Genomic DNA, 21,689 nt, shown 5'->3' on the forward strand with positions numbered 1-21,689 from the left:
CGCTATGATCAAGTGGATACTTATTTTAGCTACCGTGTTATTCCTGCCATCTGTTAATGCAGAAGGCATCGATGCACTCACTATCACGACCAACCCTGATGGCTCGCAAGACTACTCGGTAACTTTGCAAGTACTTGCAATAATGACTGCGCTGAGCTTTATTCCTGCGGCAGTGATTATGATGACTTCATTTACGCGTATTATTGTAGTGCTGGCAATTTTGCGCCAAGCAATCGGTTTACAACAAACTCCTTCGAATCAAATATTGCTTGGTATGTCATTGTTTTTAAGTATCTTTATTATGGCGCCAATTTACCAGCAAGTGAATGAGCGTGCGATAGAGCCATACCTAAATGAACAAGTCACCTCAGTGCAAGCGTTAGAATTGGCAAAAGAACCAATGAAAGCCTTTATGCTTTCGCAAGTGCGCCTTAAAGATTTAGAAACATTTGCAAAAATAGCGGGTTACGATAAGTTGGATTCCCCTGAAGACACGCCTTTAATCGTGCTGATCCCCGCATTTGTGACCAGTGAGCTACAAACCGCTTTTATCATAGGTTTTATGTTCTTTATTCCATTTTTGATTGTCGATCTCGTGGTTGCGTCAGTCTTGATGGCCATGGGTATGATGATGTTATCGCCGATGATCGTCTCCTTACCATTTAAAATTATGTTGTTCGTACTGGTTGACGGGTGGAGCTTAGTAATGGGGACGCTTGCGAAGAGTTTTGGGCTTGGTGTGTAGCAATGCGTAACATAGCGTGTAACAGTTAGGAGTCATACGATGGAACCGGAAATTTTTGTCGATATTCTCAGCGACGCTTTATTTTTAGTGATCAAGCTGGTGTCAGCGATTGTTGTGCCTGGCTTGCTGGTGGGGCTTGTCGTTGCGGTGTTTCAAGCTGCAACATCAATTAACGAGCAAACACTCAGTTTCTTGCCTCGTCTACTCATTACAATCAGTGCGCTTATATTGGGTGGTCATTGGTTCACTCAAGAACTCATGGATTATTTTACGCGGCTTGTTATGTCGATTCCGGAGATTGCGGGGTAAATGGAGTTTCCATTTGCGGTCATCTTACAGTGGCTCAGTGACTTTTTACTGCCATTTGTACGCATTAGCTCCATGATTATGATCATGGCAGGCTTAGGTGCGAAGAATGTGCCAACGCGTATTAAGCTGGGTTTAGCGGTCGTAGTGACCTTTGTGGCTGTGCCTATGCTGTCGCAGAGCACGTTTACAAACCTGTTTTCGTTTGAAATGGTACTGGTTGTTATCCAACAATTGTTGATTGGTGTGGCAATTGGCTTTGCTTCGGTATTATTGCTGAATACTTTTGTACTTGCAGGTCAAATATTGGCGATGCAAACAGGCTTAGGTTTTGCCTCTGTTGTTGATCCCTCGAATGGCTTGAGTGTACCCGCGGTGGGCCAGTTTTACCTGATTCTAGCCACGTTACTATTTTTTGTCTTTAATGGGCATTTGATGATGATTCAAATGGTCATACACAGTTTTGAAGTCTTGCCTATTGATGGTACTTGGTGGTCGGTTGACCACTACTGGGATATCGTTACATGGGGTGGGTGGATGTTTACCACCGCGTTAGTTCTGGCTCTTGCTCCATTGACAGCGATGCTTGTGATCAATATGTCATTTGGGGTCATGACGCGTGCTGCTCCGCAATTAAACATTTTTTCGATAGGCTTCCCTTTTACTCTTGTCGCAGGGCTTGTGATTATTTGGGCTACGTTAGGCAATTTTATGACTCAGTTTGAGTTTCAGTGGTTAAAAATGGTTGAGTTAATGTGCAGCCTTGTTGGCTGTACACCTTAGGAGCGCGCCATGGCTGAAGATTCAGGTCAAGAGAAAACCGAAGAACCCACCGGGAAAAAAATAGAAGACGCCAAGAAAAAAGGCCAAGTTGCCCGCTCTAAAGAGTTGGGAACGATGTTCGTATTAATTTTTTCGGCTATTTCATTGCTGTTGTATGGCCCCGAAATTGGCAAGGGCTTATATAATGTGATGGGGCGATTATTAAGCCTTAATCGTAATGAAACTTACGACACCACCAAAATGTTTTCAGTGTGGAGTATTGTCTCTGATGCCTTGTTGTTCCCAATGGCGATGTTTGTTCTCATTATTGTAATAGCGGCATTTATCGGTAACACGTTACTGGGCGGCTTTAACTTTAGTTGGCAAGCTGCAGCGCCTAAAGCCAGCAAAATGTCACCGGCTAAAGGGATTAAACGTATGCTTGGTCCCCAAGCAGGCGTTGAGCTGGTTAAGTCGATATTGAAGTTTGCGGTGGTTGCAGGCTTTGCAGTATTTTTAATTAATACCTTTTTTGATGAAATATTACATCTAAGTATTGAAAGTGCGCCGGGGAATTTCATTCATGCCCTTGAGATTCTAGCTTGGATGTTTTTAGGCCTGACTTGTACGCTAATTATTATTGCAGCGATAGATGCGCCTTATCAAAGCCACAAGCATCACAAAGAGCTTAAAATGACCTTGCAAGAGGTAAAAGACGAATATAAGAACTCAGAGGGTGATCCACAAATTAAAGCCCGTATTCGTCGTACTCAGCGTGAAATGTCGCAAAGGCGTATGATGCAAGACGTGCCAGATGCCGATGTTATCGTGACCAACCCGACTCACTATTCGGTTGCCCTAAAGTACGATACCGCCAAAGCAGGTGCGCCAATTGTACTTGCTAAAGGGGTCGATGAGCTTGCTATGCAAATTCGTAAAGTGGGTAAGGGTAACGATGTGCCTATTGTTGAATCACCCATGCTTACCCGTGCGCTTTATCACACCACCGAGGTGGGCCAGCAAATACCTGATCAACTGTTTACCGCAGTAGCGCAAGTGCTTGCCTATGTATTTCAATTAAAACGCTTCCAAAAAGGGCGTGGTAAACGTCCTGTTCCACTTAATAAAAAGCTCCCTATCCCAGAGGCTTATAAATATTAATTAGCCGTTTAATAACTTGGAATAGTTATTGCAAATTCCGTGTAGTGTCAATTTTTTGAAATTGTTGAATTATGGAATTTAAAGCGGTATTACAACAACTTAATAAAGATAAAAAAGAGTATGCGAAGGGGCTTGGAACACCATTACTGGTGCTGGCAGCCCTTGGCATGGTTATTTTACCTCTGCCTCCTTTTCTTTTAGATATTCTTTTTTCGTTTAATATCGCGCTTGCGCTGGTGGTGTTACTCGTTACGGTTTACACCATGAAGCCCCTTGAGTTTGGTATGTTTCCGGCCGTGCTGTTAATAGCCACTATTATGCGTCTTGCATTGAATGTTGCCAGTACTCGGGTAGTACTCCTTGAAGGTCATAATGGCGGGGATGCTGCTGGTAAAGTAATTGAAGCGTTCGGCTCGGTGGTTATCGGCGGTAACTATGCCGTTGGTCTTGTTGTGTTCCTTATTCTCATTATTATCAACTTTGTGGTTATCACCAAAGGTGCAGGGCGTATTTCAGAGGTGTCAGCGCGTTTTACACTTGACGCTATGCCAGGTAAACAAATGGCGATTGATGCTGACTTAAACGCAGGTTTTATTAGTGCAGAGCAAGCGCGTGAGCGCCGTGAAGAAGTAACGCGTGAAGCCGACTTTTATGGCTCAATGGACGGTGCCAGTAAATTCGTAAAAGGTGATGCTATTGCCGGTATTGTGATCCTTGTGATTAATATTGTGGGTGGTTTATTTGTCGGCATGATTCAACATGACTTAAGCTTCAGCCGTGCGATGGAAGTATATACTCTATTAACCATTGGTGATGGTCTCGTTGCGCAATTACCTTCATTACTTCTTTCAATTGGTACTGCGATTGTTGTGACGCGTCAAAATGAGTCGCATAACATGGGCGATCAGTTTAAGTCGCAGCTAGGAAACGAAAAGTCGTTATTTATCGCTTCAGGTATTTTGATCACCATGGGCCTTGTGCCAGGCATGCCTCATCTTGCATTTTTAAGCTTGGGCGCATTGTTAGGTTACCTTGCTTACTTTACCCAACAACAAAAAATTAAAGCAGAAGCAGAAAAAGCTGAATTGGAAGCAAATGGGGGCGCGCCAGGCACCGGTGTTGCTAACAAGCAAGAGCAAAAAGAATTGGGCTGGGATGATGTACAGCAAGTAGATGTGATTGGTTTAGAAGTCGGTTATCGCTTAATTCCACTGGTTGATCAGTCGCAAGGGGGAGAGCTACTTAACCGTATTAAAGGTGTGCGTAAGAAACTCTCGCAAGAACTCGGTTTCTTGGTACCGCCCGTGCATATCCGTGACAACTTAGAGTTAGACCCTAACGCCTACCGTATCACAATGATGGGTGTATCCAGTGGTGAAGGTGAGCTTAAGCATGGTGACGAACTTGCCATAAACCCAGGGCAAGTATTTGGCCCAATCAAAGGTGTTGAAACAAAAGATCCTGCTTTTGGACTCGATGCGGTATGGATTAAGCCAGACCAGAAAGATGAAGCCCAATCATTGGGTTACACCGTGGTTGATGCGGCTACTGTCGTGGCAACCCATATTAGCCAGCTATTAACAAACAGCGCAGCATTACTATTAGGCCATGAAGAAGTACAGAACCTACTTGATATGTTAGCGAAAAGTCATCCTCGTCTTGTCGAGGGACTGGTTCCTGACGTATTACCATTGACCACGGTTGTAAAAGTGCTGCAAAACTTACTTAACGAAGGGGTCGCAATTCGTGATATGCGTTCAATTGTTCAGACCCTTGTTGAATATGGCCCACGTAGCCAAGACCCAGATGTACTAACGGCTGCAGTGCGAATTTCACTGCGCAGATTGATTGTTCAAGATGCGGTTGGTATGTCATCTGAAATCCCTGTCATAACCTTGGCGCCTGAGTTGGAACAGATGTTGCATCAGTCACTTCAAAATGCAGGTGACGAAGGTGCCGGAATAGAGCCAGGACTTGCAGAGCGACTTCAGCAATCATTAAATGAAGCGCATCAAAACCAAGAAATGGCCGGCGAACCTTCGATATTACTAACGTCAGGAATGTTACGCACTGTGTTATCTCGTTTTGTTAAGTACACCATCCCAGGTTTAAGGGTAATGTCTTACCAAGAGGTACCAGACGAAAGACAGATTAAGATTGTCAGCTCAGTAGGCCAACAATAGGATAGTAAAGGGGTTGTACCATGAAAATTAAACGTTTTTTTGCTAAAGATATGCGCACCGCACTGAAAGAAGTGAAAGATGAATTAGGTGTTGATGCGGTTATTATGTCTAACAAAAAGTTAGCGAATGGTGTTGAAATTGTCGCCGCTGTTGATTATGACAAAGCAGCCCCAAAAGCCGAAGCGAAACCGGTGCCTGCACACACAGCGCCACAACAGTCGCATAATTTCGTAAAACCAGAACCTATGCGCGCTAAACCTGAGCCACAAGCCCAAGTTGCAGACAGCCTACAAGCGTTACTAGAGCGTCAAGCCCCACGCCCTCGTTCGCCAGAGCTTGCTTCAATGTTTAATCAATCTGGTATTGAAACGAGCGAACATTATCAGCCAAAAGCACACAGTTTTGCGCCGCAAGAGCAACCGCAATATTCAGCAAAACCTCGCTATCAAGAGCAAGCAGCACCGCGAGTGCAAACACAAGCACATAGCCTAGGTTTTGATGATGATTTAGACACAGGCTTCGACGATTTAGATTCACCAGCAGAACACAAAACGGCCGCACCCGCAAACCACTCAGAAATGGCGACGATGCGTGAAGAAATGAATGCCATTCGTCAATTACTTGAACATCAAGTGTCTGGTTTGATGCAGCAAGACATGGCGCGTCGCGATCCTACCCGTGCTTGTATGATTGATCGCCTAGCCGGTATGGGCATTGAGCGTGATGTTGCGGAGCAAATGGCGTGTTTTATTCCTGATGACGTTTCGCGTCAACAAGCGTGGCAAGCCTTATTGCAAATGGTTGAAAACCAAATGCATACAACAAATAATGAAATTTTACGTCAAGGCGGTGTGTACGCTTTAGTGGGTCCTACGGGGGTGGGCAAAACCACCACCGTGGCGAAATTGGCAGCCCTTGGAGCACAAAAATATGGTGCAGATAAAGTCGCGCTTATTACAACAGACACTTACCGTATTGGAGCGTATGAGCAGCTAGCCACTTATGGCCGCATTATTGGCTGTGGTGTGAAACAAGTCAAAGACGCAAATGAATTAGCTGAAGTGTTATACCATTTACGCAATAAGCGTCTAGTATTAATAGACACTGCGGGTATGAGTCAACGCGACTTACGCTTAACTGAGCAACTTAATACATTAATGCGCAATCAGCGTGTCGACATTCGCAGTTATTTAGTGTTAAGTGCAACAGCGCAAATTAACGTGCTACAAGAAACCGTTCGCCACTTTAAAAAAGTGCAACTAAGTGGTTGTATCTTCACTAAGTTAGATGAATCACTTAGTTTAGGTGAGATTATTAGTATTGCGATTCAAAATCGCTTGCCAATAGGGTATCTTACTAATGGTCAGCGTGTTCCTGAAGATATTCGCGTTGCGAATGCAGAAAAACTAGTAAAAAAAGCTGAGCAATTATATTTAAAACGAGCAAAAGCACAACATTCACGACGTCAAGCAGTAGCGTCGAACACAGTAGGGATGTATGATTAACACAGTATTAGATCAAGCAAGCGGCCTGCGCAAAATGAATCAAAATAATAATAGTGGCGTTAAAGTTATCGCTGTCACTGGCGGCAAAGGTGGTGTGGGTAAAACGAATGTGTCACTCAATACCGCGATCGCATTAGGTCAGCTGGGAAATCGTGTATTAGTATTAGATGCCGATTTAGGGTTGGCAAATTGTGACGTAATGCTTGGTTTACGTGTCGAGAGAAACTTATCTCATGTTTTATCTGGTGAGTGTGAACTGGATGAAATTCTTGTCGAAGGCCCAGCAGGTATAAAAATTGTGCCAGCGACTTCGGGCTCGCAAAGTATGGTTGAGTTAACACCGTCAGAACATGCGGGGCTTATTCGCGCATTTAGCGAGCTAAATACTGAGTTTGATATTTTAATTGTCGATACCGCTGCGGGTATTTCAGACATGGTATTAAGCTTTTCGCGTGCAGCACAAGATGTTGTTGTTGTTGTGTGCGATGAACCTACCTCAATTACCGACGCTTACGCCCTAATTAAAGTGTTAAGTCGTGAGCATGGCGTTTACAAATTTAAAATAGTTGCCAATATGGTGCGCAATATGCGTGAAGGGCAAGAATTATTTGCTAAACTCTCAAAAGTAACGGATCGATTCTTAGATGTGTCTATGGAACTTGTCGCAACCATTCCGTATGACGAGAATATGCGCAAATCGACCCGCCGCCAAAAAGTGATTGTGGAGTTATTTCCAAACTCACCAGCCGCTGTGGCATTTAAAACATTAGCAACGAAAGCAGTTAAGTGGCCAATTCCAAATCAACCGTCAGGTCATTTAGAATTTTTTATTGAAAAACTAGTAAACGGTTAACTATGACAACATCGGTGAATAAAGCGATGGGATATCAATCAGCACAGAATTTAAATGCGATTGTTGAAAAACATGCCTCTTTAGTTAAAAAAGTGGCGTGTCATCTAATTGCTCGTTTACCTGCCAGTGTGCAACTCGATGATTTGATTCAGTCAGGTATGATTGGCCTTATAGAAGCGTCGAAAAATTTTGATGCGAGTAAAGGGGCCAGTTTTGAAACATTTGCGGGTATTCGAATTCGAGGGGCTATGCTCGATGAAATCCGTCGAGGTGATTGGGCTCCCCGTTCAGTTCACCGTAATGCACGCCTTGTCGCTGAAACGATTTCGGATTTAGAGAGTATTTTAAACCGCGAGCCAAAAGACACAGAAGTTGCTGAAAAACTTGATATTACACTGGATGAGTACCATCATATTCTACATGATGTAAATTCCAGTAAGGTACTGGGTATAGAGGATTTAGGCGTTGATGAAGACGTCATCACACCTATGGGGCATGATTTAGCACTAGACAAACCGTTTAATAATGTTAAAAATGAACGGTTTAACCAGTCTCTATTGACGGCTATCCAATCGTTACCAGAAAGAGATGCACTCGTTTTGTCTTTGTATTACAACGATGAAATGAACTTAAAAGAAATAGGGCACATACTCGATGTTAGCGAATCGCGTGTGAGTCAAATACATGGTCAGGCGATGATTAAGCTCAAAGCAAAAATCAATGACTGGATTAATTAGTAGTAAGTAAATAAGGTTCAAACCTCACCGGAGGATGTTTTGGATAAAAACATGAAAATTCTTGTTGTTGATGATTTTTCTACAATGAGACGTATCATTAAAAACCTGTTAAGGGATTTAGGTTTTACCAATGTGCAGGAAGCTGATGATGGTTCAACAGCATTGCCGATGTTGCAAAATCAAGAGTTTGATTTTGTTGTAACAGATTGGAATATGCCTGGAATGCAAGGTATTGATCTATTACGCGCAATTCGTGCTGATGATAGCCTTAAACATATCCCCGTGTTAATGGTGACAGCTGAAGCGAAAAAAGAACAAATTGTTGCTGCTGCTCAAGCGGGTGTTAATGGCTATATCGTCAAACCATTCACTGCTGCGACACTGAAAACCAAATTGGAAAAAGTGTTTGAACGTTTAGGTTAATCTAAGGGGAGAGGCTTATGTCAGCACTTGCTGCGCCTCAAATAAGTTTAGAGCAAGCTCGTCAACTTGTTGAGTATCTTGAAAATGGTGAACAAGAGAAAGCTGATAAGCTGATACTTGAAACAGCATCAAAAGAACAATCAGAGTTGTTTGCTGAAGTCGGTAAATTGACACGACAACTTCATGAAGCACTAAAAAACTTCGATCTTGATACTCGACTCACAGATTTAACAACAGAAGCAATCCCGGATGCAAAGCAGCGCTTGAATTATGTCATGGAAATGACTGAAAGCGCGGCCAATAAAACGATGGATGCCGTGGAAGCGAGTTTGCCTATAGCACAACAGCTCGCTGATGAAATTGCTACGATTAAACCAACGTGGGATCGTTTAATGAATCGAGAAATTGAACTCGGTGAATTTAAAACGTTATGCCACAGCTTAGATAAGTTCATGAATAACTCGCACACCAAAACAGATGAGTTACAAGGCTTGATGACCAACGTGCTAATGGCGCAAGATTATCAAGACTTGACGGGGCAGGTAATACGCCGTGTTATCGAATTAGTGCGCGAAGTAGAAGACAGTTTAATCAATCTCTTAACTGTATTCGGCAGTCAAGACGATGGTCAAATAAAACAAGAAAAACAGGCCATAGACAAAGCACCTGCACAAAGCGATACGCTGGCAGGTCCAGAAGGGCCAATTATTGATAAAGAGTCACGCGATGATGTTGTTTCAGGACAAGATGAAGTTGATGACCTATTATCAAGTCTGGGCTTCTAAGAGGAGAGTAGCTGCATGAGCTTTGAAGTCGATGAAGATATTTTACAGGATTTCCTTGTTGAAGCAGGGGAAATTTTAGAGCTTTTGTCGGAGCAATTGGTCGAGCTTGAAAATAATCCAGATGATAAAGACTTACTAAACGCTATTTTTAGAGGCTTTCACACCGTAAAAGGTGGCGCAGGCTTTTTAAGCATGACTGAGCTTGTTGATGCGTGTCATGGTGCTGAAAATGTGTTTGATTTGTTGCGCCAAGGCGTGCGCAGTGTAACTCCAGAACTTATGGATGTTATTTTACAAGCCCTCGATACAATCAATGAAATGTTCGCGACAATTCAAAATCGTGAACAACCAGAGCCAGCAGATCAAGCCCTCTTAGACGTCCTACATAAATTAAGTCAACCACCAACAGCAGAAGAGCTCGCTGGTGAAGACACAACCGTAACAGACGAAGTAGCAGAAGAAGTCACTGTTGAGCCTGAACCGGTTGTTGATACACCCGAAGTTACTGCTGATGTCTCTAGTAATATTGATGACGACGATCCGTTTGCATTTGATATGTTATTTGATGGGGGATTGGGTGATACCCAAGCTCAACCACAAAACATAGATGAAATTACTGAAGATGAATTCGAAAGCTTGCTCGATGAGTTGCACGGTAAAGGCCAAGGGCCTGCATCAATCACATCAGACACCATGAGCAGTGACAGCGATGATATTACCGATGATGAGTTTGACAGCTTATTAGATGAGCTTCACGGCGTTGGCAGCTTTGGTGAAGTAAAAGCCGACAAAATTACCAGCCAAGCTCCCGTTGAGCCAAGCGCTCCGGTCGAGCAAAGCCCCCCTGCAGTCAGCAATGAAGGCTCTGATGATGAAATTAGTGATGATGAGTTTGAAGCATTACTTGATGAATTACATGGCAAAGGCAGTGCGCCGCAATCATTAGAGACAGATAAGCCTCAAACGCCAGAAACAACCAAAGTTGAGCCAGCAAAACCTGCGGCCCCAGTGGCTGCAAAGGTTGAGCCTGCTAAACCTGCGCCACAACCTGCAACGAGTAAGCCTGCGCCAACTGAAAAAGCGCCTGAGAAACAGGCAGCTGCTGCGGCGAAAAAAGCGCCGCCTCCCCAAGCTGAAACAACCGTGCGTGTCGACACTAAACGGTTAGACCAAATTATGAACATGGTTGGTGAGTTGGTGTTGGTGCGCAATCGCTTAGTGAGCCTTGCAAATAACACCAACAGTGAGGCGATGGGGAAAGCCATTTCGAACCTAGATGTCGTCACGGCAGACTTGCAAGGTGCGGTAATGAAAACCCGCATGCAGCCAATTAAGAAAGTATTTGGTCGTTTCCCGCGTGTTGTTCGTGATTTAGCACGTAGCTTGAAAAAAGACATCAACTTGCTATTAGTCGGTGAAGAAACCGACTTAGATAAAAACTTAGTTGAAGCCCTTGCTGATCCACTTGTTCACTTAGTGCGTAACTCTGTTGACCATGGTATCGAGATGCCTGCGGTGCGCGAAGCGGCCGGTAAGCCTCGTACAGGGACAGTTACGCTTTCAGCATCGCAAGAAGGCGATCATATTCTGCTCACCATTCGTGATGATGGTGCAGGTATGGATCCTGAGAAGCTGAAAAAAATAGCAATAAACAAAGGGGTTATCGATCACGACCAAGCGAGTCGTTTATCGGACACTGAAGCGTATAATTTAATATTTGCACCTGGTTTTTCAACCAAAGAGGAAATCTCAGATATTTCAGGTCGTGGTGTGGGTATGGATGTGGTGAAAACCAAAATCACCCAACTAAATGGCTCTGTGAACATTCAGTCTGAGCTAGGTGTTGGAACCATACTTGAGATCAAAGTACCTTTAACACTGGCAATCTTGCCGACTCTGATGGTTATTGTGGGTGAGCAAACCTTTGCTTTACCACTGGCTGGGGTGAGTGAAATTTTCCATCTTGATTTAACAAAGACCAACGTTGTCGATGGGCAACTGACAATTATTGTCCGTAAAAAAGCGATTCCATTATTTTATTTACAACATTGGTTAGTGAAAGGAGCCAATCGCCAAGAGCGTAAAGCAGAAGGTCATGTGGTTATCGTACAGATTGGTACTAAGCAAGTGGGCTTTGTCGTTGACTCATTAATTGGTCAAGAAGAGGTGGTGATAAAACCTCTCGATGCTTTACTGCAAGGTACACCAGGTATGGCAGGCGCAACAATCACTTCTGATGGTGGCATTGCACTGATTTTAGATGTACCAAGTATGCTAAAACATTACGTTGGCTAATAATAGTTAGGCTCAATAATTTTAAAGTGCAGCTAATATGCTGCACTTTATGGCATAAATAACAAGAGAGTGCTAATGGCAGTCAAAGTATTAGTTGTTGATGATTCAAGCTTTTTTCGTCGCAGAGTAAGCGAAATATTAGAGCAAGACAGCGACATTCAGGTAATAGGGTTTGCTGTAAATGGCCGCGAAGCAGTTGATAAAGCGCGTGAGCTAAAACCAGACGTTATTACAATGGATGTTGAAATGCCGGTACTTGACGGCATTAGTGCTGTTAAAGAAATTATGGCAGCAACGCCTACGCCAATATTAATGTTTTCTTCGTTAACCCGAGATGGTGCAACAGCCACGCTAGATGCACTGGACGCGGGGGCGCTTGATTTCTTGCCTAAAAAGTTTGAAGACATTGCAAGAAACAATGAAGAAGCGATTGCCTTACTACAAAATAAAGTAAAGGAAATAGGGCGTCGCCGTATTTCTCGTTTTACACGTCCTTTGACTTCACCTCGTCCGGCGTCCCCGACACCTGCAACTAGCACGCGAACTGGCGGCATTGTTCAGCCAGATCGTAGTTTTAGCCGTTCAACTCCCGCAGCGCCTTCGCCGTCGAGTAATGTTAGAGCGTCAGGGAAACAGTACCAAGTTGTTGCAATTGGCACCTCGACAGGTGGCCCCGTTGCGCTGCAAACAATATTAACGCAACTACCTGCTAATTTTCCGCACCCCATATTACTTATTCAACATATGCCGGCTGCATTCACGCCAGCGTTTGCTGCACGTTTAAATGGCCTGTGTAAAATCAATGTGAAAGAAGCACAGCAGGGTGACAGACTGATGCCTGGCACTGCGTATTTAGCACCGGGTGGTCAGCAAATGCTGATAGAGGGACGTGGCTCTGCGCGCACACTGCGTGTGTTTGAAGATGACAGTCCGCGTATTACCTATAAACCCAGTGTCGATGTTACATTTGCCAGTGCTGCAAAAGCATTTGGTGGTGATGTATTAGCGGTAGTGCTGACTGGTATGGGGGCTGATGGTCGTGATGGTGCTCGCATGCTGAAGCAAGTGGGAGCCACTATTTGGGCACAAGATGAAAAAACCAGTGTGGTTTATGGTATGCCACAGGCCGTTGCTAATGCGGGTTTAGCCAGTGAAAACCTAGCTCTTAATGATGTTGCTACACGCTTAATACGTGAGACTGGCTGTGGATAAGCTGTCTTTTCTTGGATTAATCGTTGCTATTTGTGCCATAACCTTCGGCTACGCGCTTGAGGGAGGGGTTGTCAGTGCTTTGTTCAATGGTCCTGCCTTAATTATTGTACTTGGCGGAACTTTAGGTGCGGTCATGCTGCAAACACCAGGCAGTGTGTTTACTAAAACGCTGAAAATTAGTCACTGGGTGTTTTTTCCGCCTTACCATGACGTGGACGCCGCGATTGAACAAGTGAAGCGGTGGTCACAAAAAGCGCGTCAAGAAGGGTATTTAGTTTTAGAGTCTGAAGCGCTTGCGCACCCAGACCCCTATGCTGCAAAAGGTTTAAGCTTGCTTGTTGATGGCGCCGGCGAAAATAAGCTCAGAGATACGCTAGAGATTGATTTAATGCTTGAACGCGAACGTCTGTTAGAAGTCAGTCGCGTGTATGAAGCAATGGGCGGCTATAGCCCCACAATTGGCATATTAGGGGCCGTGCTTGGCCTTATTCAGGCAATGCAATTTATTACTGACCCAGAAAAGTTAGGCGCAGGCGTTGCAACGGCGTTTATTGCGACGATTTACGGCGTCGGTTTAGCTAATTTATTGTTCCTGCCAATGGCAAATAAGCTAAAACAACAGATTGAACAAAAAATGCTGTATCACGAATTACTTGCTGAAGGCATTATTGCGATTGCTCAAGGCGAGAGCCCACTCAATATTGAACTTAAACTTGAGGCGTACCGTGTCGAACGTCCAAGCTTAGTCAGTGAGTAAGTTTTTATGATGCGCCGTCGTATGCGTCATACCACTCAAAAAAGCCAGCACACAGAGCGCTGGTTAGTCTCTTATGCGGACTACATGACTATCATGTTCGCTTTTTTTGTTGTTATGTACGCTATCGCTATTAGCAAGAATGAAGATTTTCAAATTTTGTCTGATTCGCTTGAGCAGGTGTTTGAAAAGTCAGCTCGAAAACAGGAGCAGGCAGGCACAGGCGTCAATGGGACGGGTATTTTAACTGACCGTGTGACCCCTGAAAACGACATTTTGTACGGTGAAAGTATACGTAAAGATGAGCAAGGCCCCGAGTTACTCGACGGTCAAAGTGAAACCAGCAATATAGATAAAAAGCACTTAGGTAAACCCCTTGATAGCTTGCTTACCAAGTTACAATCGGCATTAATCGATGAAATTCGGGATGGTGAGGCTAGTTTAGAGCTTCATCAAGATTGGCTTATCATAGAATTGAGCTCAGGCATGTTATTTTCATCGGGTAGCGCAGTTGCACAACAACGAGCAAAGGAAGTGGTTGCTCTAGTTAAAGAGATTATTGCCCCTGTTGATAACTATATTCGCGTTAGAGGCTACACGGATAATGAAGGTATCCGTAATGAAATGTTTCGTTCTAACTGGGAGTTATCTGTTGCACGTGCCACGTCTATACTTGTTGAGCTTGAAAGTTTAGGAATTAACCCTGCACGAATGGCAATTGAAGGGTATGGCCAGTATTCACCGTTTGCCAGTAATGATACAGCACAAGGTCGAGCCGAAAATCGTAAAGTCGTGGTGGCATTATCTAAATACGGTTTACCGCCAGAGCCAAAGCAGAATAATGATCAACCAATGGATGTCGCACCTGAAGAGCCTGCTGAAATTGAGTTGCCAAGCAATGATAACACCATTAAAGTGATTCAATTACCCCATGGTGGGATTCGAATTACCACGCGCAATGAACAATAATAAGGTGTGATGTGAAAATTTGGACAGTAGCGAATCAAAAAGGTGGAGTAGGGAAGACAACAACAGCTGTTAGTCTTGCTGGTATTCTAGCATTACAAGGAAAGCGCGTTTTACTCATAGACACCGATCCGCATGCGTCACTTACTTATTATTTTGGCATTGATTCAGAAGAGCTGGAAGTCAGTGTTTATGATATTTTTGCCCGCGGCAATAGTATGGCAAGTGAAGAAATTTTACAGGCGCTGTGCCCTTCAACGCTTGAAAACCTTGATATAATGCCCGCGACCATGGCCATAGCAACGCTTGATAGAAGCATGGGCAACAAAAATGGCATGGGCCTTATTTTAAAAAAAGCACTGGCTAAAATTAGTGAGCATTATGACTACGCTATCATTGACTGCCCGCCAGTCCTTGGGGTGCTGATGGTTAATGCATTAGCTGCCAGTGAGCGTATTTTGGTTCCTGTGCAAACTGAATTCTTGGCATTGAAAGGGCTTGATAGAATGATGCGTACTATGGAGTTAATGCAAACTTCACAGTCGAAACAATACCAATATACAATTATCCCTACTATGTACGACAAGCGGACTAAAGCATCCCTTGAAGCCTATAAAACGTTGCAGGATAATTACAAAGACAAAGTGTGGTCTGGTGTAGTGCCGGTGGATACAAAATTTAGAGATGCGAGTTTGGCACAACAAGTGCCGATTCAATTTTGCCCGCGTTCACGCGGGGTTTTTGCATATCGCGCGTTACTTGATTTCTTAATTGCACAAGGTTAACGATGAGTAAGCATTTATTTGCCAATGAAAAAGTGATGACCCAATACTTGGGTGCCTTGCTGTGCGAAGATGAACCTGCTGAACAAAATCTAGAGCCTGTTGCAAAATTACTGGAGCAAGTAAAACAACCAAAAGTAGATATTGCTCCGCCAGAAGCGGCACCTGAACCCGAAATACCCCTAGTTGAACCGACTAAAGAGCTTGAGAAAACCGAGAACCAAGCTAATATCAAAGATATAGTCGAGAAATCTAGCAATGACATTGCAGCTAAAACGTCATCTGAACGTCAAGAAGACTATTTTGATGGTGAGTTTCAGGCTTTATTTTTTGAGGTGGCAGGGTTAACCCTTGCAGTGCCGTTAAAAGCATTAGGCGGTATCCATCAACTTGCAGAGGTAAACCAATTATTTGGTAAGCCTAAGTGGTTTAAAGGGGTCATGCTTAACCGCGATGAAAAACTGAATGTGGTAGACACCGCTCGCTGGGTTATGCCAGAAAAGTATAATGAAAAGCTAGAACAATCACTAGATTATCAGTATTTAATCACCTTAGGTGATAGCCAATGGGGATTGTTGGCTGAAAAGCTCGTAAATAATATTACGCTTCGCAAAGAAGATGTAAAATGGCGAGCAAAATCAGGTAAGCGGCCTTGGCTTGCTGGGGTTATCAAAGAAAAAATGTGTGCCTTGATTGATGTTGAAAATTTATATCAATTGCTAGAGCAAGGCTTAGACAGCCGTGAGCAGTAACTATTATTACGGAGTAATAGCATGAGTGAAGAAAGACTACTGTCAGCGAATAAAAATGCTGATAGCAACGATGAAGTGTTACAGTGGGTAACCTTTAAACTTGAAGCAGAAACGTACGGCATTAACGTAATGCAAGTACAAGAAGTACTTCGCTATACCGAAATTGCTCCTGTACCAGGCGCGCCTTCTTATGTACTGGGCATTATTAACTTGCGTGGTAATGTTGTTACGGTTATCGATACGCGTGCACGTTTTGGCTTAATGGGTGCAGAAGTAACAGACAATTCGCGCATTGTTATTATTGAAGCCGAAAAACAAGTTATTGGTATTTTAGTCGACAGTGTGGCTGAAGTTGTTTATTTACGCAGCTCTGAAATCGACAGTGCGCCAAATATTGGCACTGAAGAGAGCGCTAAGTTTATCCAAGGCGTTTCAAACCGTGATGGTGAGTTATTGATCTTGGTTGATCTGAATAAGCTATTAAATGACGATGAGTGGGACGAGCTGAGCGCACTATAAAGCGTTTGGAAATTATATGCTGTTATACTCCTTGTTTGGTGCCTCAATCCTACTTGTATTAGTGTGTTTGGGGCTTATTTTTGTTAATAACAATAAACAATCCGCGGCTATTCAAGCAAAGCAAAAACAACTGCAAGAAACTCAACAACAACTGAGTATTCTGCGTAGTGAAGTGGCTGAAATGCGCGCAGGAATGCTAAGTATTGGCAAACGTGTTGTCGCAGTGGAAGAAAAAAGCCAAGAGCTTGAGCAACTGCAAGACGCACAAAAATATGATGATCCTAATGCGAAAATCTATTCGCGCGCGGTCAAAATGGTTGAACTGGGTGCTGATCTCGAAGAGATTATTCACGAATGTGAACTACCCAGAGCTGAAGCTGAGTTACTTATGTCGCTTCATAAACAAAAAGGTGCTTAAGAGCACCTTTTTGCCAACTTGCACTAATGCTTAATCATTTTGAGGGATTAAACCTGTCGTTAGCTGCGTTAAGAAATGTCTGATTTACGACTGCATGGGTGCAGGAGGTAGGGTAGGAGCAATTGCCGAGAACAACTAAATAACGACATTTTTGCCTTGTTATCAACGCGGTTTTATTGCCTCAAAATAGACCACTTAATTAAGCGGAATGGTATTACTTAATGACGTGAAAGGACGTTCCTTTTTAAGCCTGAATATTTAACTTGCCTTGAAAATCTTGCCAACCAGGGGGGAATTTACCGCGTAAAACATACGAAAAGGCAATAAGCTCAGCAATCACATAATAAAGCTCCTTCGGTATCTCTTCACCTAACTCAAGATGTGACAGTGTTTTTGCTAAATCAGCATCTTGATGAACTAAAATGCCTTTTTGTTCGCCAAGCTTCACAATTTCTTCTGCCAGCTCACCAAATCCTTTACAGGTTACTTTTGGCGAGTTTCCAGCTTCGTAGAGAAGACCAATGGCTGACTTATGTGTGTATTGTTCGCTCATTGAATATTAAACCTTTATGTTGATGATGGCATGCGATTTATAAAATGCCTGATGAGTCGTTGCACCTTGTTTTAAACTTAACTCTCCTACATTTAAACCATGACTAGCGAGCTTATGGCGCAGTGTATCTAAATGCGGGTGCGCTAGAGCGGTTACCTCTTGCGACGATGCAAGCAATTGGCAATCGACCGCGGTATCCATAACCTCAGCCGTTACTTGCAGTTTACCAAGCGTTGCAAAGTCAAAGTTTAACCTAACAAACCACACATTCTTGCTCTCGAGTTTATTTTTACTGGGTTTTTTGTATTGCCCAAGACTTATCTCTGTTTGCCCTGTTTCTGGGGGGAGTTTCATGGGTAAGAAAAATTGCGCGAGGGCGCTGGCATCTTGTTGCTGGTTAATCGGTGTTGCTTGCACTTGAGTGAGCGCTGTTTTTACTTGGCTTATTTCTGCTGCCATGGCTTGCAAGCTAGGTTGTTGAAGCTGTTCGAGTAACTTATTACTGTTCACGGCTTTAAAGTTAGGTACTAACACTTGTAAAAGTGCATCAAGCCCTGTTTGATTATTAAAACTAAGATTTGTAGGGGCTTGGCTTACGATGGGGGCCGCGAGTGTGGTTATAGCTAATTGTTCAAGCCCTTGAGTAAAACTGGCTTGTTGGCTTTGAGGTGTCAAACTTGAGGGCCTTATAATGCTCAGTAACTCACGCTCAATGGTTGAAGGGTGTACATTTTGATTTGATATCATTCTATTAAATGCTTGATTCACCAATCTATTTAAATCGACTGAGGGGGATTTGTTCTGCTCACTTAGTTCATTGATTTTTTGACTCAGCTGTACAGGAAGATCACTGACTGCGCTACTTTTGGTGTTAGGTAAAGGCAGTAACTTTGCAATTAACGCCGTCTCTAAAGGCCTAATGGGTTGTAGTGGTTGCGCTAAGTTAGGCTCTTTCAACGCTAAATAAGGTGGCTGCATTTTTAATGTATTACCCGCATCTGTCAGCAGTTTGTCTAACATGGGGTGTGTCAGCGTTGGTTGCGTTTTGAGACTTGCTACATTACTTGGCGGCTGGGTTAGTGTCACTTGGTTTGCTGCAACAGATTTAGCGTGAGGCTTTATTAATGGCGACTCTGTCCCCTGAGTTTTATTAGCCTCAGCGGGGATTAGTTTTTGTAATTCAATTGCTTGTTGACTATTGATGCGTGGAAAAACACTTGCTTTAATCAATTGAAATAGCTGAACAAGTGGCGCCGATTTAGTAAAGCTAACAGGCAGCATCGGGTTTTCGGCCAGCGCTCGTATTGTAGCTGTTGTCCCTGAAGTGTTGGCTAAGGGGGCATGAGTCTTTGGTGCATCAGCCACAGCGGTTGCTGATATTGACTGATGGAATCGTGTTTCGTTTGGCCTGTTATTTTCAAAAGCCGCGAGTTTGACAATATCGAGTCGTTTAGCATTAAAGCCAAGCTGACTGATTGAGTCGGTTTTAGTATTCAATGCAGCATCAAGTGAATTATTTGTGGCTTTATTTGCAGCGGGTAGTTTTTCGAAATAACGAACAGCATCGGTTATGCGCGTTTTTAGGTCGGCAAAACTGCCTTTTAACCATGAGCGAATCGGTGAGTCTGTGGTGCTTAGTGGCGTTAATTCAACATGCTGTTTAGGGGAGGCATTGCGCTGGCTTTGCAGTGCTTGAATAAAGGTCTCTGCGAGAGAGTTTTTAAGTGTTATTTGCTGTGCAGGCGCTTGGTTAATAAGCGTGATAGTGTCTTTAATTGCTTTAGGTGTCATTATTAAACTAAGCGGGCTTAACTGCCATTGAGCTTGAATGTTTTTTACTTGCTTAGAGGGCAGTGTATTTAATGGCACCGTTAAGGAGGACGTTGGCTTTTCAGGTAAGTTCAACTGCACTTGTTGCCCAGATAGCTTTAGGTTTAGCTCAGGTGTGAGTTTTGCCAAAAGTTCAGCGACCTTTTGCTGGCTAATGCTTTGTTGGTGAAGTGAATCACCAAAGCGGTTAATGATTGTCAGCGAAAATTCGTTGTGTTTATTGCTGGCAGGCACTATCACAGCCTTGAGTGGGGTTTCTGTTTTTAAGAGTGCTGCAAGGGTGTTATTGAGTACAAATTCAGTGTTGAGTACGGGTAATTGCAAAGCCGGCTTTGTTGCAGCAAGGTTTGCAGGTAAGGGGGCGGTTGTACGTGAGTCACCCTGTGTTAACAGATTAAGTAAAGCGTGTAACTGAGGCGCTTTACTCAGCGTCATTGTTACGGGTAAGGGTGATATTGTCAGTTGTTTACCATCGCTGCTTAATTGAATGGTTGCGGCTAAAAATTTCTCAAGTTGTGGGTTCGCTTGTTCTGTCGATAAGCGTAAAGTTTGCCAGCTGTTATTAATTAATACATCCATTTGCACAGTATGTTTAGTTACAACAATATTGCGTGCTGTTAAGTGCTGATCTGTGAGTGCTTTTAACGCGTCGTTGGGGTGTTGTTGACCAGCCGAATGTATGCCTTTTGGATCAAGGTTTAGGTGAGTGGTGAGAGTCAACTGGCTTTGTTTATTCATTATTTTAGATCAAATATAAGTTAATCGTTATAAAGCAATATTCGTATTACCCTATCATTATGGTAGACTAACGCCTAATTTTGGGTATAGAGAATCATCATCTTGTTACACATTAAGGCCGTCACCTGCATCAAGCAAGATCGTTGTTTGTTTGCGGATCTTAATTTCAGCTTGAAATCGGGGCAAATTATGCAGTTAGCTGGTCCGAATGGGGCTGGTAAAACATCATTATTGCGTATTATTGCTGGTTTCGCTATGCCAGATGAGGGCGATGTTTTATGGCAAGAGCGCTCAATTGCAAAATACTACGATGAGTATGCGCAATCGCTTTTATTTATCGGTCATAAAACAGGTGTGAATAGCCAACTGACGGCGCTTGAGAATGTGGCATTTTGGCTAAAGATTAATGGTTACGATACACAGCAAGATCTCTATCCTATCTTAGCCAAAATTGGTTTAGTAGGGCTTGAAGATGTGCCAGTACGCATGCTCTCCGCAGGACAGCAACGTCGTGTGGCTTTAGTGCGACTATGGCTAAACAGTGCAAAGTTATGGATTTTAGATGAGCCATTTACAGCACTTGATAAAAGCGGTGTGGCATTTTTACAAGCACGATTCGTTGAACACTTAAATGCTGGTGGGGCTATTCTTCTCACTACGCACCAAGATTTAACAACACAGTTTAGTGATCTTAAAACGGTGACTTTGGAGTATCGCCACTGATGGTAAAGCAGCACTCTTATTGGCAACTGTTCTCTGCGGTTTTTTCAAAAGATCTTAAATTAGCGTTTCGTCAGCGTGCTGAAATCGTTAATCCTATTCTATTTTTTCTGATTGTTATCACTCTTTTCCCACTGGCGATTGGACCTGAACCGGGTTTATTAGCACGAATGGCACCGGGTATTATTTGGGTCGCCGCATTACTCTCAACCATGCTTGGTTTAGACAAACTTTTTCGTGATGATTACCACGATGGCACATTAGAGCAGCTTATAGCTTCGTCATACCCGTTACCTTTGACAGTATTAGCTAAAGTTGCTGCTCATTGGGTGATTACAGGGCTGCCTTTGGTATTAATGACGCCAGTTTTCGCTTTGTTATTAAATTTAGAAAGTTCAGCACTTCTTGCTACAGTGCTAACCCTGTTATTGGGCACACCTTTGCTAAGCTTTATAGGCGCAATCGGTGCTGGACTCACGGTGGGTTTACAAAAAGGCGGCATTTTAATGAGTTTACTTGTGTTGCCTTTGTATATCCCAGTATTAATTTTTGCAACATCTGCTATCGATACCAGTTCAATGGAGCTTGCGTATAGTGGACAGCTTGCAATCCTTGGCGCCATGCTAATCGTTGCGATTTTAGCTGCGCCAATTGCCATATCGTCAGCATTGAAAGTGAGTGTAAGTTAAT

General features: G+C 43.4%; 22 protein-coding genes. 20 read left to right on the forward strand and 2 right to left on the reverse strand.

Annotated elements, in window-relative coordinates; translation table 11 throughout:
• Positions 1 to 4: 4 nt before the first annotated feature.
• From fliP to IT970_RS04730, 18 genes are all read left to right on the forward strand, one after another.
• Positions 5 to 745: a flagellar type III secretion system pore protein FliP gene (gene fliP / locus IT970_RS04645; protein WP_036970114.1), complete on the forward strand. Its 741-nt coding sequence runs from the start codon at positions 5 to 7 to the stop codon at positions 743 to 745.
• Positions 746 to 784: 39 nt separating this feature from the next.
• Complete coding sequence (gene fliQ / locus IT970_RS04650; RefSeq protein ID WP_036970111.1) at positions 785 to 1,054, forward strand: flagellar biosynthesis protein FliQ; 270 nt, start codon at positions 785 to 787, stop codon at positions 1,052 to 1,054.
• Entirely contained in the window at positions 1,055 to 1,834 is a 780-nt protein-coding gene (fliR, locus tag IT970_RS04655; RefSeq protein ID WP_196857644.1) for a flagellar biosynthetic protein FliR, read from the forward strand.
• A 9-nt stretch (positions 1,835 to 1,843) separates the two neighbouring features.
• Positions 1,844 to 2,974, forward strand: coding sequence for a flagellar biosynthesis protein FlhB (flhB, locus tag IT970_RS04660; RefSeq protein ID WP_036970105.1), 1,131 nt, complete (start codon positions 1,844 to 1,846; stop codon positions 2,972 to 2,974).
• A 71-nt stretch (positions 2,975 to 3,045) separates the two neighbouring features.
• Positions 3,046 to 5,157 (forward strand): flagellar biosynthesis protein FlhA, encoded by a 2,112-nt coding sequence (gene flhA, locus IT970_RS04665; RefSeq protein ID WP_036970103.1) that lies wholly within the window; start codon positions 3,046 to 3,048, stop codon positions 5,155 to 5,157.
• Between the two features lie 20 nt (positions 5,158 to 5,177).
• Complete coding sequence (gene flhF, locus IT970_RS04670) at positions 5,178 to 6,662, forward strand: flagellar biosynthesis protein FlhF (protein WP_065978753.1); 1,485 nt, start codon at positions 5,178 to 5,180, stop codon at positions 6,660 to 6,662.
• Positions 6,655 to 7,515 carry a MinD/ParA family ATP-binding protein gene (locus tag IT970_RS04675; RefSeq protein ID WP_196857645.1) on the forward strand — a complete coding sequence of 287 codons (861 nt, stop codon included), beginning with the start codon at positions 6,655 to 6,657 and terminating at the stop codon, positions 7,513 to 7,515. Before flhF ends, IT970_RS04675 begins: the two co-directional genes overlap by 8 nt.
• A 26-nt stretch (positions 7,516 to 7,541) precedes the next feature.
• Positions 7,542 to 8,252: an RNA polymerase sigma factor FliA gene (locus IT970_RS04680; protein ID WP_036971668.1), complete on the forward strand. Its 711-nt coding sequence runs from the start codon at positions 7,542 to 7,544 to the stop codon at positions 8,250 to 8,252.
• Positions 8,253 to 8,291: 39 nt separating this feature from the next.
• Positions 8,292 to 8,675 carry a chemotaxis response regulator CheY gene (gene cheY, locus IT970_RS04685; protein ID WP_016708035.1) on the forward strand — a complete coding sequence of 128 codons (384 nt, stop codon included), beginning with the start codon at positions 8,292 to 8,294 and terminating at the stop codon, positions 8,673 to 8,675.
• A gap of 17 nt (positions 8,676 to 8,692) precedes the next feature.
• A complete protein-coding gene (locus IT970_RS04690; protein ID WP_036970081.1) occupies positions 8,693 to 9,460 on the forward strand; it encodes a protein phosphatase CheZ in 768 nt (255 codons plus the stop codon).
• Positions 9,461 to 9,475: 15 nt separating this feature from the next.
• A complete protein-coding gene (locus IT970_RS04695) occupies positions 9,476 to 11,755 on the forward strand; it encodes a chemotaxis protein CheA (protein ID WP_196857646.1) in 2,280 nt (759 codons plus the stop codon).
• 75 nt (positions 11,756 to 11,830) lie between these two features.
• Complete coding sequence (locus tag IT970_RS04700; RefSeq protein ID WP_065978754.1) at positions 11,831 to 12,967, forward strand: protein-glutamate methylesterase/protein-glutamine glutaminase; 1,137 nt, start codon at positions 11,831 to 11,833, stop codon at positions 12,965 to 12,967.
• Positions 12,960 to 13,724: a flagellar motor protein gene (locus IT970_RS04705; protein ID WP_065978755.1), complete on the forward strand. Its 765-nt coding sequence runs from the start codon at positions 12,960 to 12,962 to the stop codon at positions 13,722 to 13,724. Before IT970_RS04700 ends, IT970_RS04705 begins: the two co-directional genes overlap by 8 nt.
• A gap of 6 nt (positions 13,725 to 13,730) precedes the next feature.
• Positions 13,731 to 14,690 (forward strand): flagellar motor protein MotB, encoded by a 960-nt coding sequence (locus IT970_RS04710; RefSeq protein ID WP_065978756.1) that lies wholly within the window; start codon positions 13,731 to 13,733, stop codon positions 14,688 to 14,690.
• 11 nt (positions 14,691 to 14,701) lie between these two features.
• Positions 14,702 to 15,472 (forward strand): ParA family protein, encoded by a 771-nt coding sequence (locus IT970_RS04715; RefSeq protein WP_036970071.1) that lies wholly within the window; start codon positions 14,702 to 14,704, stop codon positions 15,470 to 15,472.
• Positions 15,473 to 15,474: 2 nt separating this feature from the next.
• Positions 15,475 to 16,221, forward strand: a complete 747-nt coding sequence (locus tag IT970_RS04720) for a chemotaxis protein CheW (RefSeq protein ID WP_036970068.1) — start codon at positions 15,475 to 15,477, stop codon at positions 16,219 to 16,221.
• A gap of 21 nt (positions 16,222 to 16,242) precedes the next feature.
• Positions 16,243 to 16,740: a chemotaxis protein CheW gene (locus IT970_RS04725; protein ID WP_036970065.1), complete on the forward strand. Its 498-nt coding sequence runs from the start codon at positions 16,243 to 16,245 to the stop codon at positions 16,738 to 16,740.
• Between the two features lie 16 nt (positions 16,741 to 16,756).
• A complete protein-coding gene (locus tag IT970_RS04730) occupies positions 16,757 to 17,158 on the forward strand; it encodes a DUF2802 domain-containing protein (protein WP_036970062.1) in 402 nt (133 codons plus the stop codon).
• A gap of 244 nt (positions 17,159 to 17,402) precedes the next feature.
• On the opposite strand, the gene IT970_RS04735 is transcribed toward IT970_RS04730, so the two are convergent.
• Together IT970_RS04735 and fliK are read right to left on the reverse strand one after the other, a co-directional pair.
• A complete protein-coding gene (locus tag IT970_RS04735; RefSeq protein WP_036970060.1) occupies positions 17,403 to 17,711 on the reverse strand; it encodes an EscU/YscU/HrcU family type III secretion system export apparatus switch protein in 309 nt (102 codons plus the stop codon).
• A gap of 6 nt (positions 17,712 to 17,717) precedes the next feature.
• Complete coding sequence (gene fliK / locus IT970_RS04740) at positions 17,718 to 20,279, reverse strand: flagellar hook-length control protein FliK (RefSeq protein WP_231387318.1); 2,562 nt, start codon at positions 20,277 to 20,279, stop codon at positions 17,718 to 17,720.
• Positions 20,280 to 20,381: 102 nt separating this feature from the next.
• Here fliK and ccmA point away from each other — a divergent pair, with 102 nt between their 5' ends.
• Together ccmA and ccmB are read left to right on the forward strand one after the other, a co-directional pair.
• Positions 20,382 to 21,002: a cytochrome c biogenesis heme-transporting ATPase CcmA gene (gene ccmA, locus IT970_RS04745; protein ID WP_196857647.1), complete on the forward strand. Its 621-nt coding sequence runs from the start codon at positions 20,382 to 20,384 to the stop codon at positions 21,000 to 21,002.
• Positions 21,002 to 21,688: a heme exporter protein CcmB gene (ccmB, locus tag IT970_RS04750; protein ID WP_036970055.1), complete on the forward strand. Its 687-nt coding sequence runs from the start codon at positions 21,002 to 21,004 to the stop codon at positions 21,686 to 21,688. The genes ccmA and ccmB overlap by 1 nt, the downstream gene beginning before the upstream one ends.
• Position 21,689 lies beyond the last annotated feature (1 nt).

It is taken from the genome of Pseudoalteromonas sp. A41-2 (assembly GCF_015767615.1).
Classification (GTDB): Bacteria; Pseudomonadota; Gammaproteobacteria; order Enterobacterales; family Alteromonadaceae; genus Pseudoalteromonas; species Pseudoalteromonas lipolytica.

Coding starts and splice junctions, on each gene's coding strand:
- fliP (WP_036970114.1), top strand. CDS start 5: ATGATCAAGTGGATACTTATTTTAGCTACCGTGTTATTCCTGCCATCT.
- fliQ (WP_036970111.1), top strand. CDS start 785: ATGGAACCGGAAATTTTTGTCGATATTCTCAGCGACGCTTTATTTTTA.
- fliR (WP_196857644.1), top strand. CDS start 1,055: ATGGAGTTTCCATTTGCGGTCATCTTACAGTGGCTCAGTGACTTTTTA.
- flhB (WP_036970105.1), top strand. CDS start 1,844: ATGGCTGAAGATTCAGGTCAAGAGAAAACCGAAGAACCCACCGGGAAA.
- flhA (WP_036970103.1), top strand. CDS start 3,046: ATGGAATTTAAAGCGGTATTACAACAACTTAATAAAGATAAAAAAGAG.
- flhF (WP_065978753.1), top strand. CDS start 5,178: ATGAAAATTAAACGTTTTTTTGCTAAAGATATGCGCACCGCACTGAAA.
- IT970_RS04675 (WP_196857645.1), top strand. CDS start 6,655: ATGATTAACACAGTATTAGATCAAGCAAGCGGCCTGCGCAAAATGAAT.
- IT970_RS04680 (WP_036971668.1), top strand. CDS start 7,542: ATGGGATATCAATCAGCACAGAATTTAAATGCGATTGTTGAAAAACAT.
- IT970_RS04690 (WP_036970081.1), top strand. CDS start 8,693: ATGTCAGCACTTGCTGCGCCTCAAATAAGTTTAGAGCAAGCTCGTCAA.
- IT970_RS04695 (WP_196857646.1), top strand. CDS start 9,476: ATGAGCTTTGAAGTCGATGAAGATATTTTACAGGATTTCCTTGTTGAA.
- IT970_RS04700 (WP_065978754.1), top strand. CDS start 11,831: ATGGCAGTCAAAGTATTAGTTGTTGATGATTCAAGCTTTTTTCGTCGC.
- IT970_RS04710 (WP_065978756.1), top strand. CDS start 13,731: ATGATGCGCCGTCGTATGCGTCATACCACTCAAAAAAGCCAGCACACA.
- IT970_RS04720 (WP_036970068.1), top strand. CDS start 15,475: ATGAGTAAGCATTTATTTGCCAATGAAAAAGTGATGACCCAATACTTG.
- IT970_RS04725 (WP_036970065.1), top strand. CDS start 16,243: ATGAGTGAAGAAAGACTACTGTCAGCGAATAAAAATGCTGATAGCAAC.
- IT970_RS04730 (WP_036970062.1), top strand. CDS start 16,757: ATGCTGTTATACTCCTTGTTTGGTGCCTCAATCCTACTTGTATTAGTG.
- IT970_RS04735 (WP_036970060.1), bottom strand. CDS start 17,711: ATGAGCGAACAATACACACATAAGTCAGCCATTGGTCTTCTCTACGAA.
- fliK (WP_231387318.1), bottom strand. CDS start 20,279: ATGAATAAACAAAGCCAGTTGACTCTCACCACTCACCTAAACCTTGAT.
- ccmB (WP_036970055.1), top strand. CDS start 21,002: ATGGTAAAGCAGCACTCTTATTGGCAACTGTTCTCTGCGGTTTTTTCA.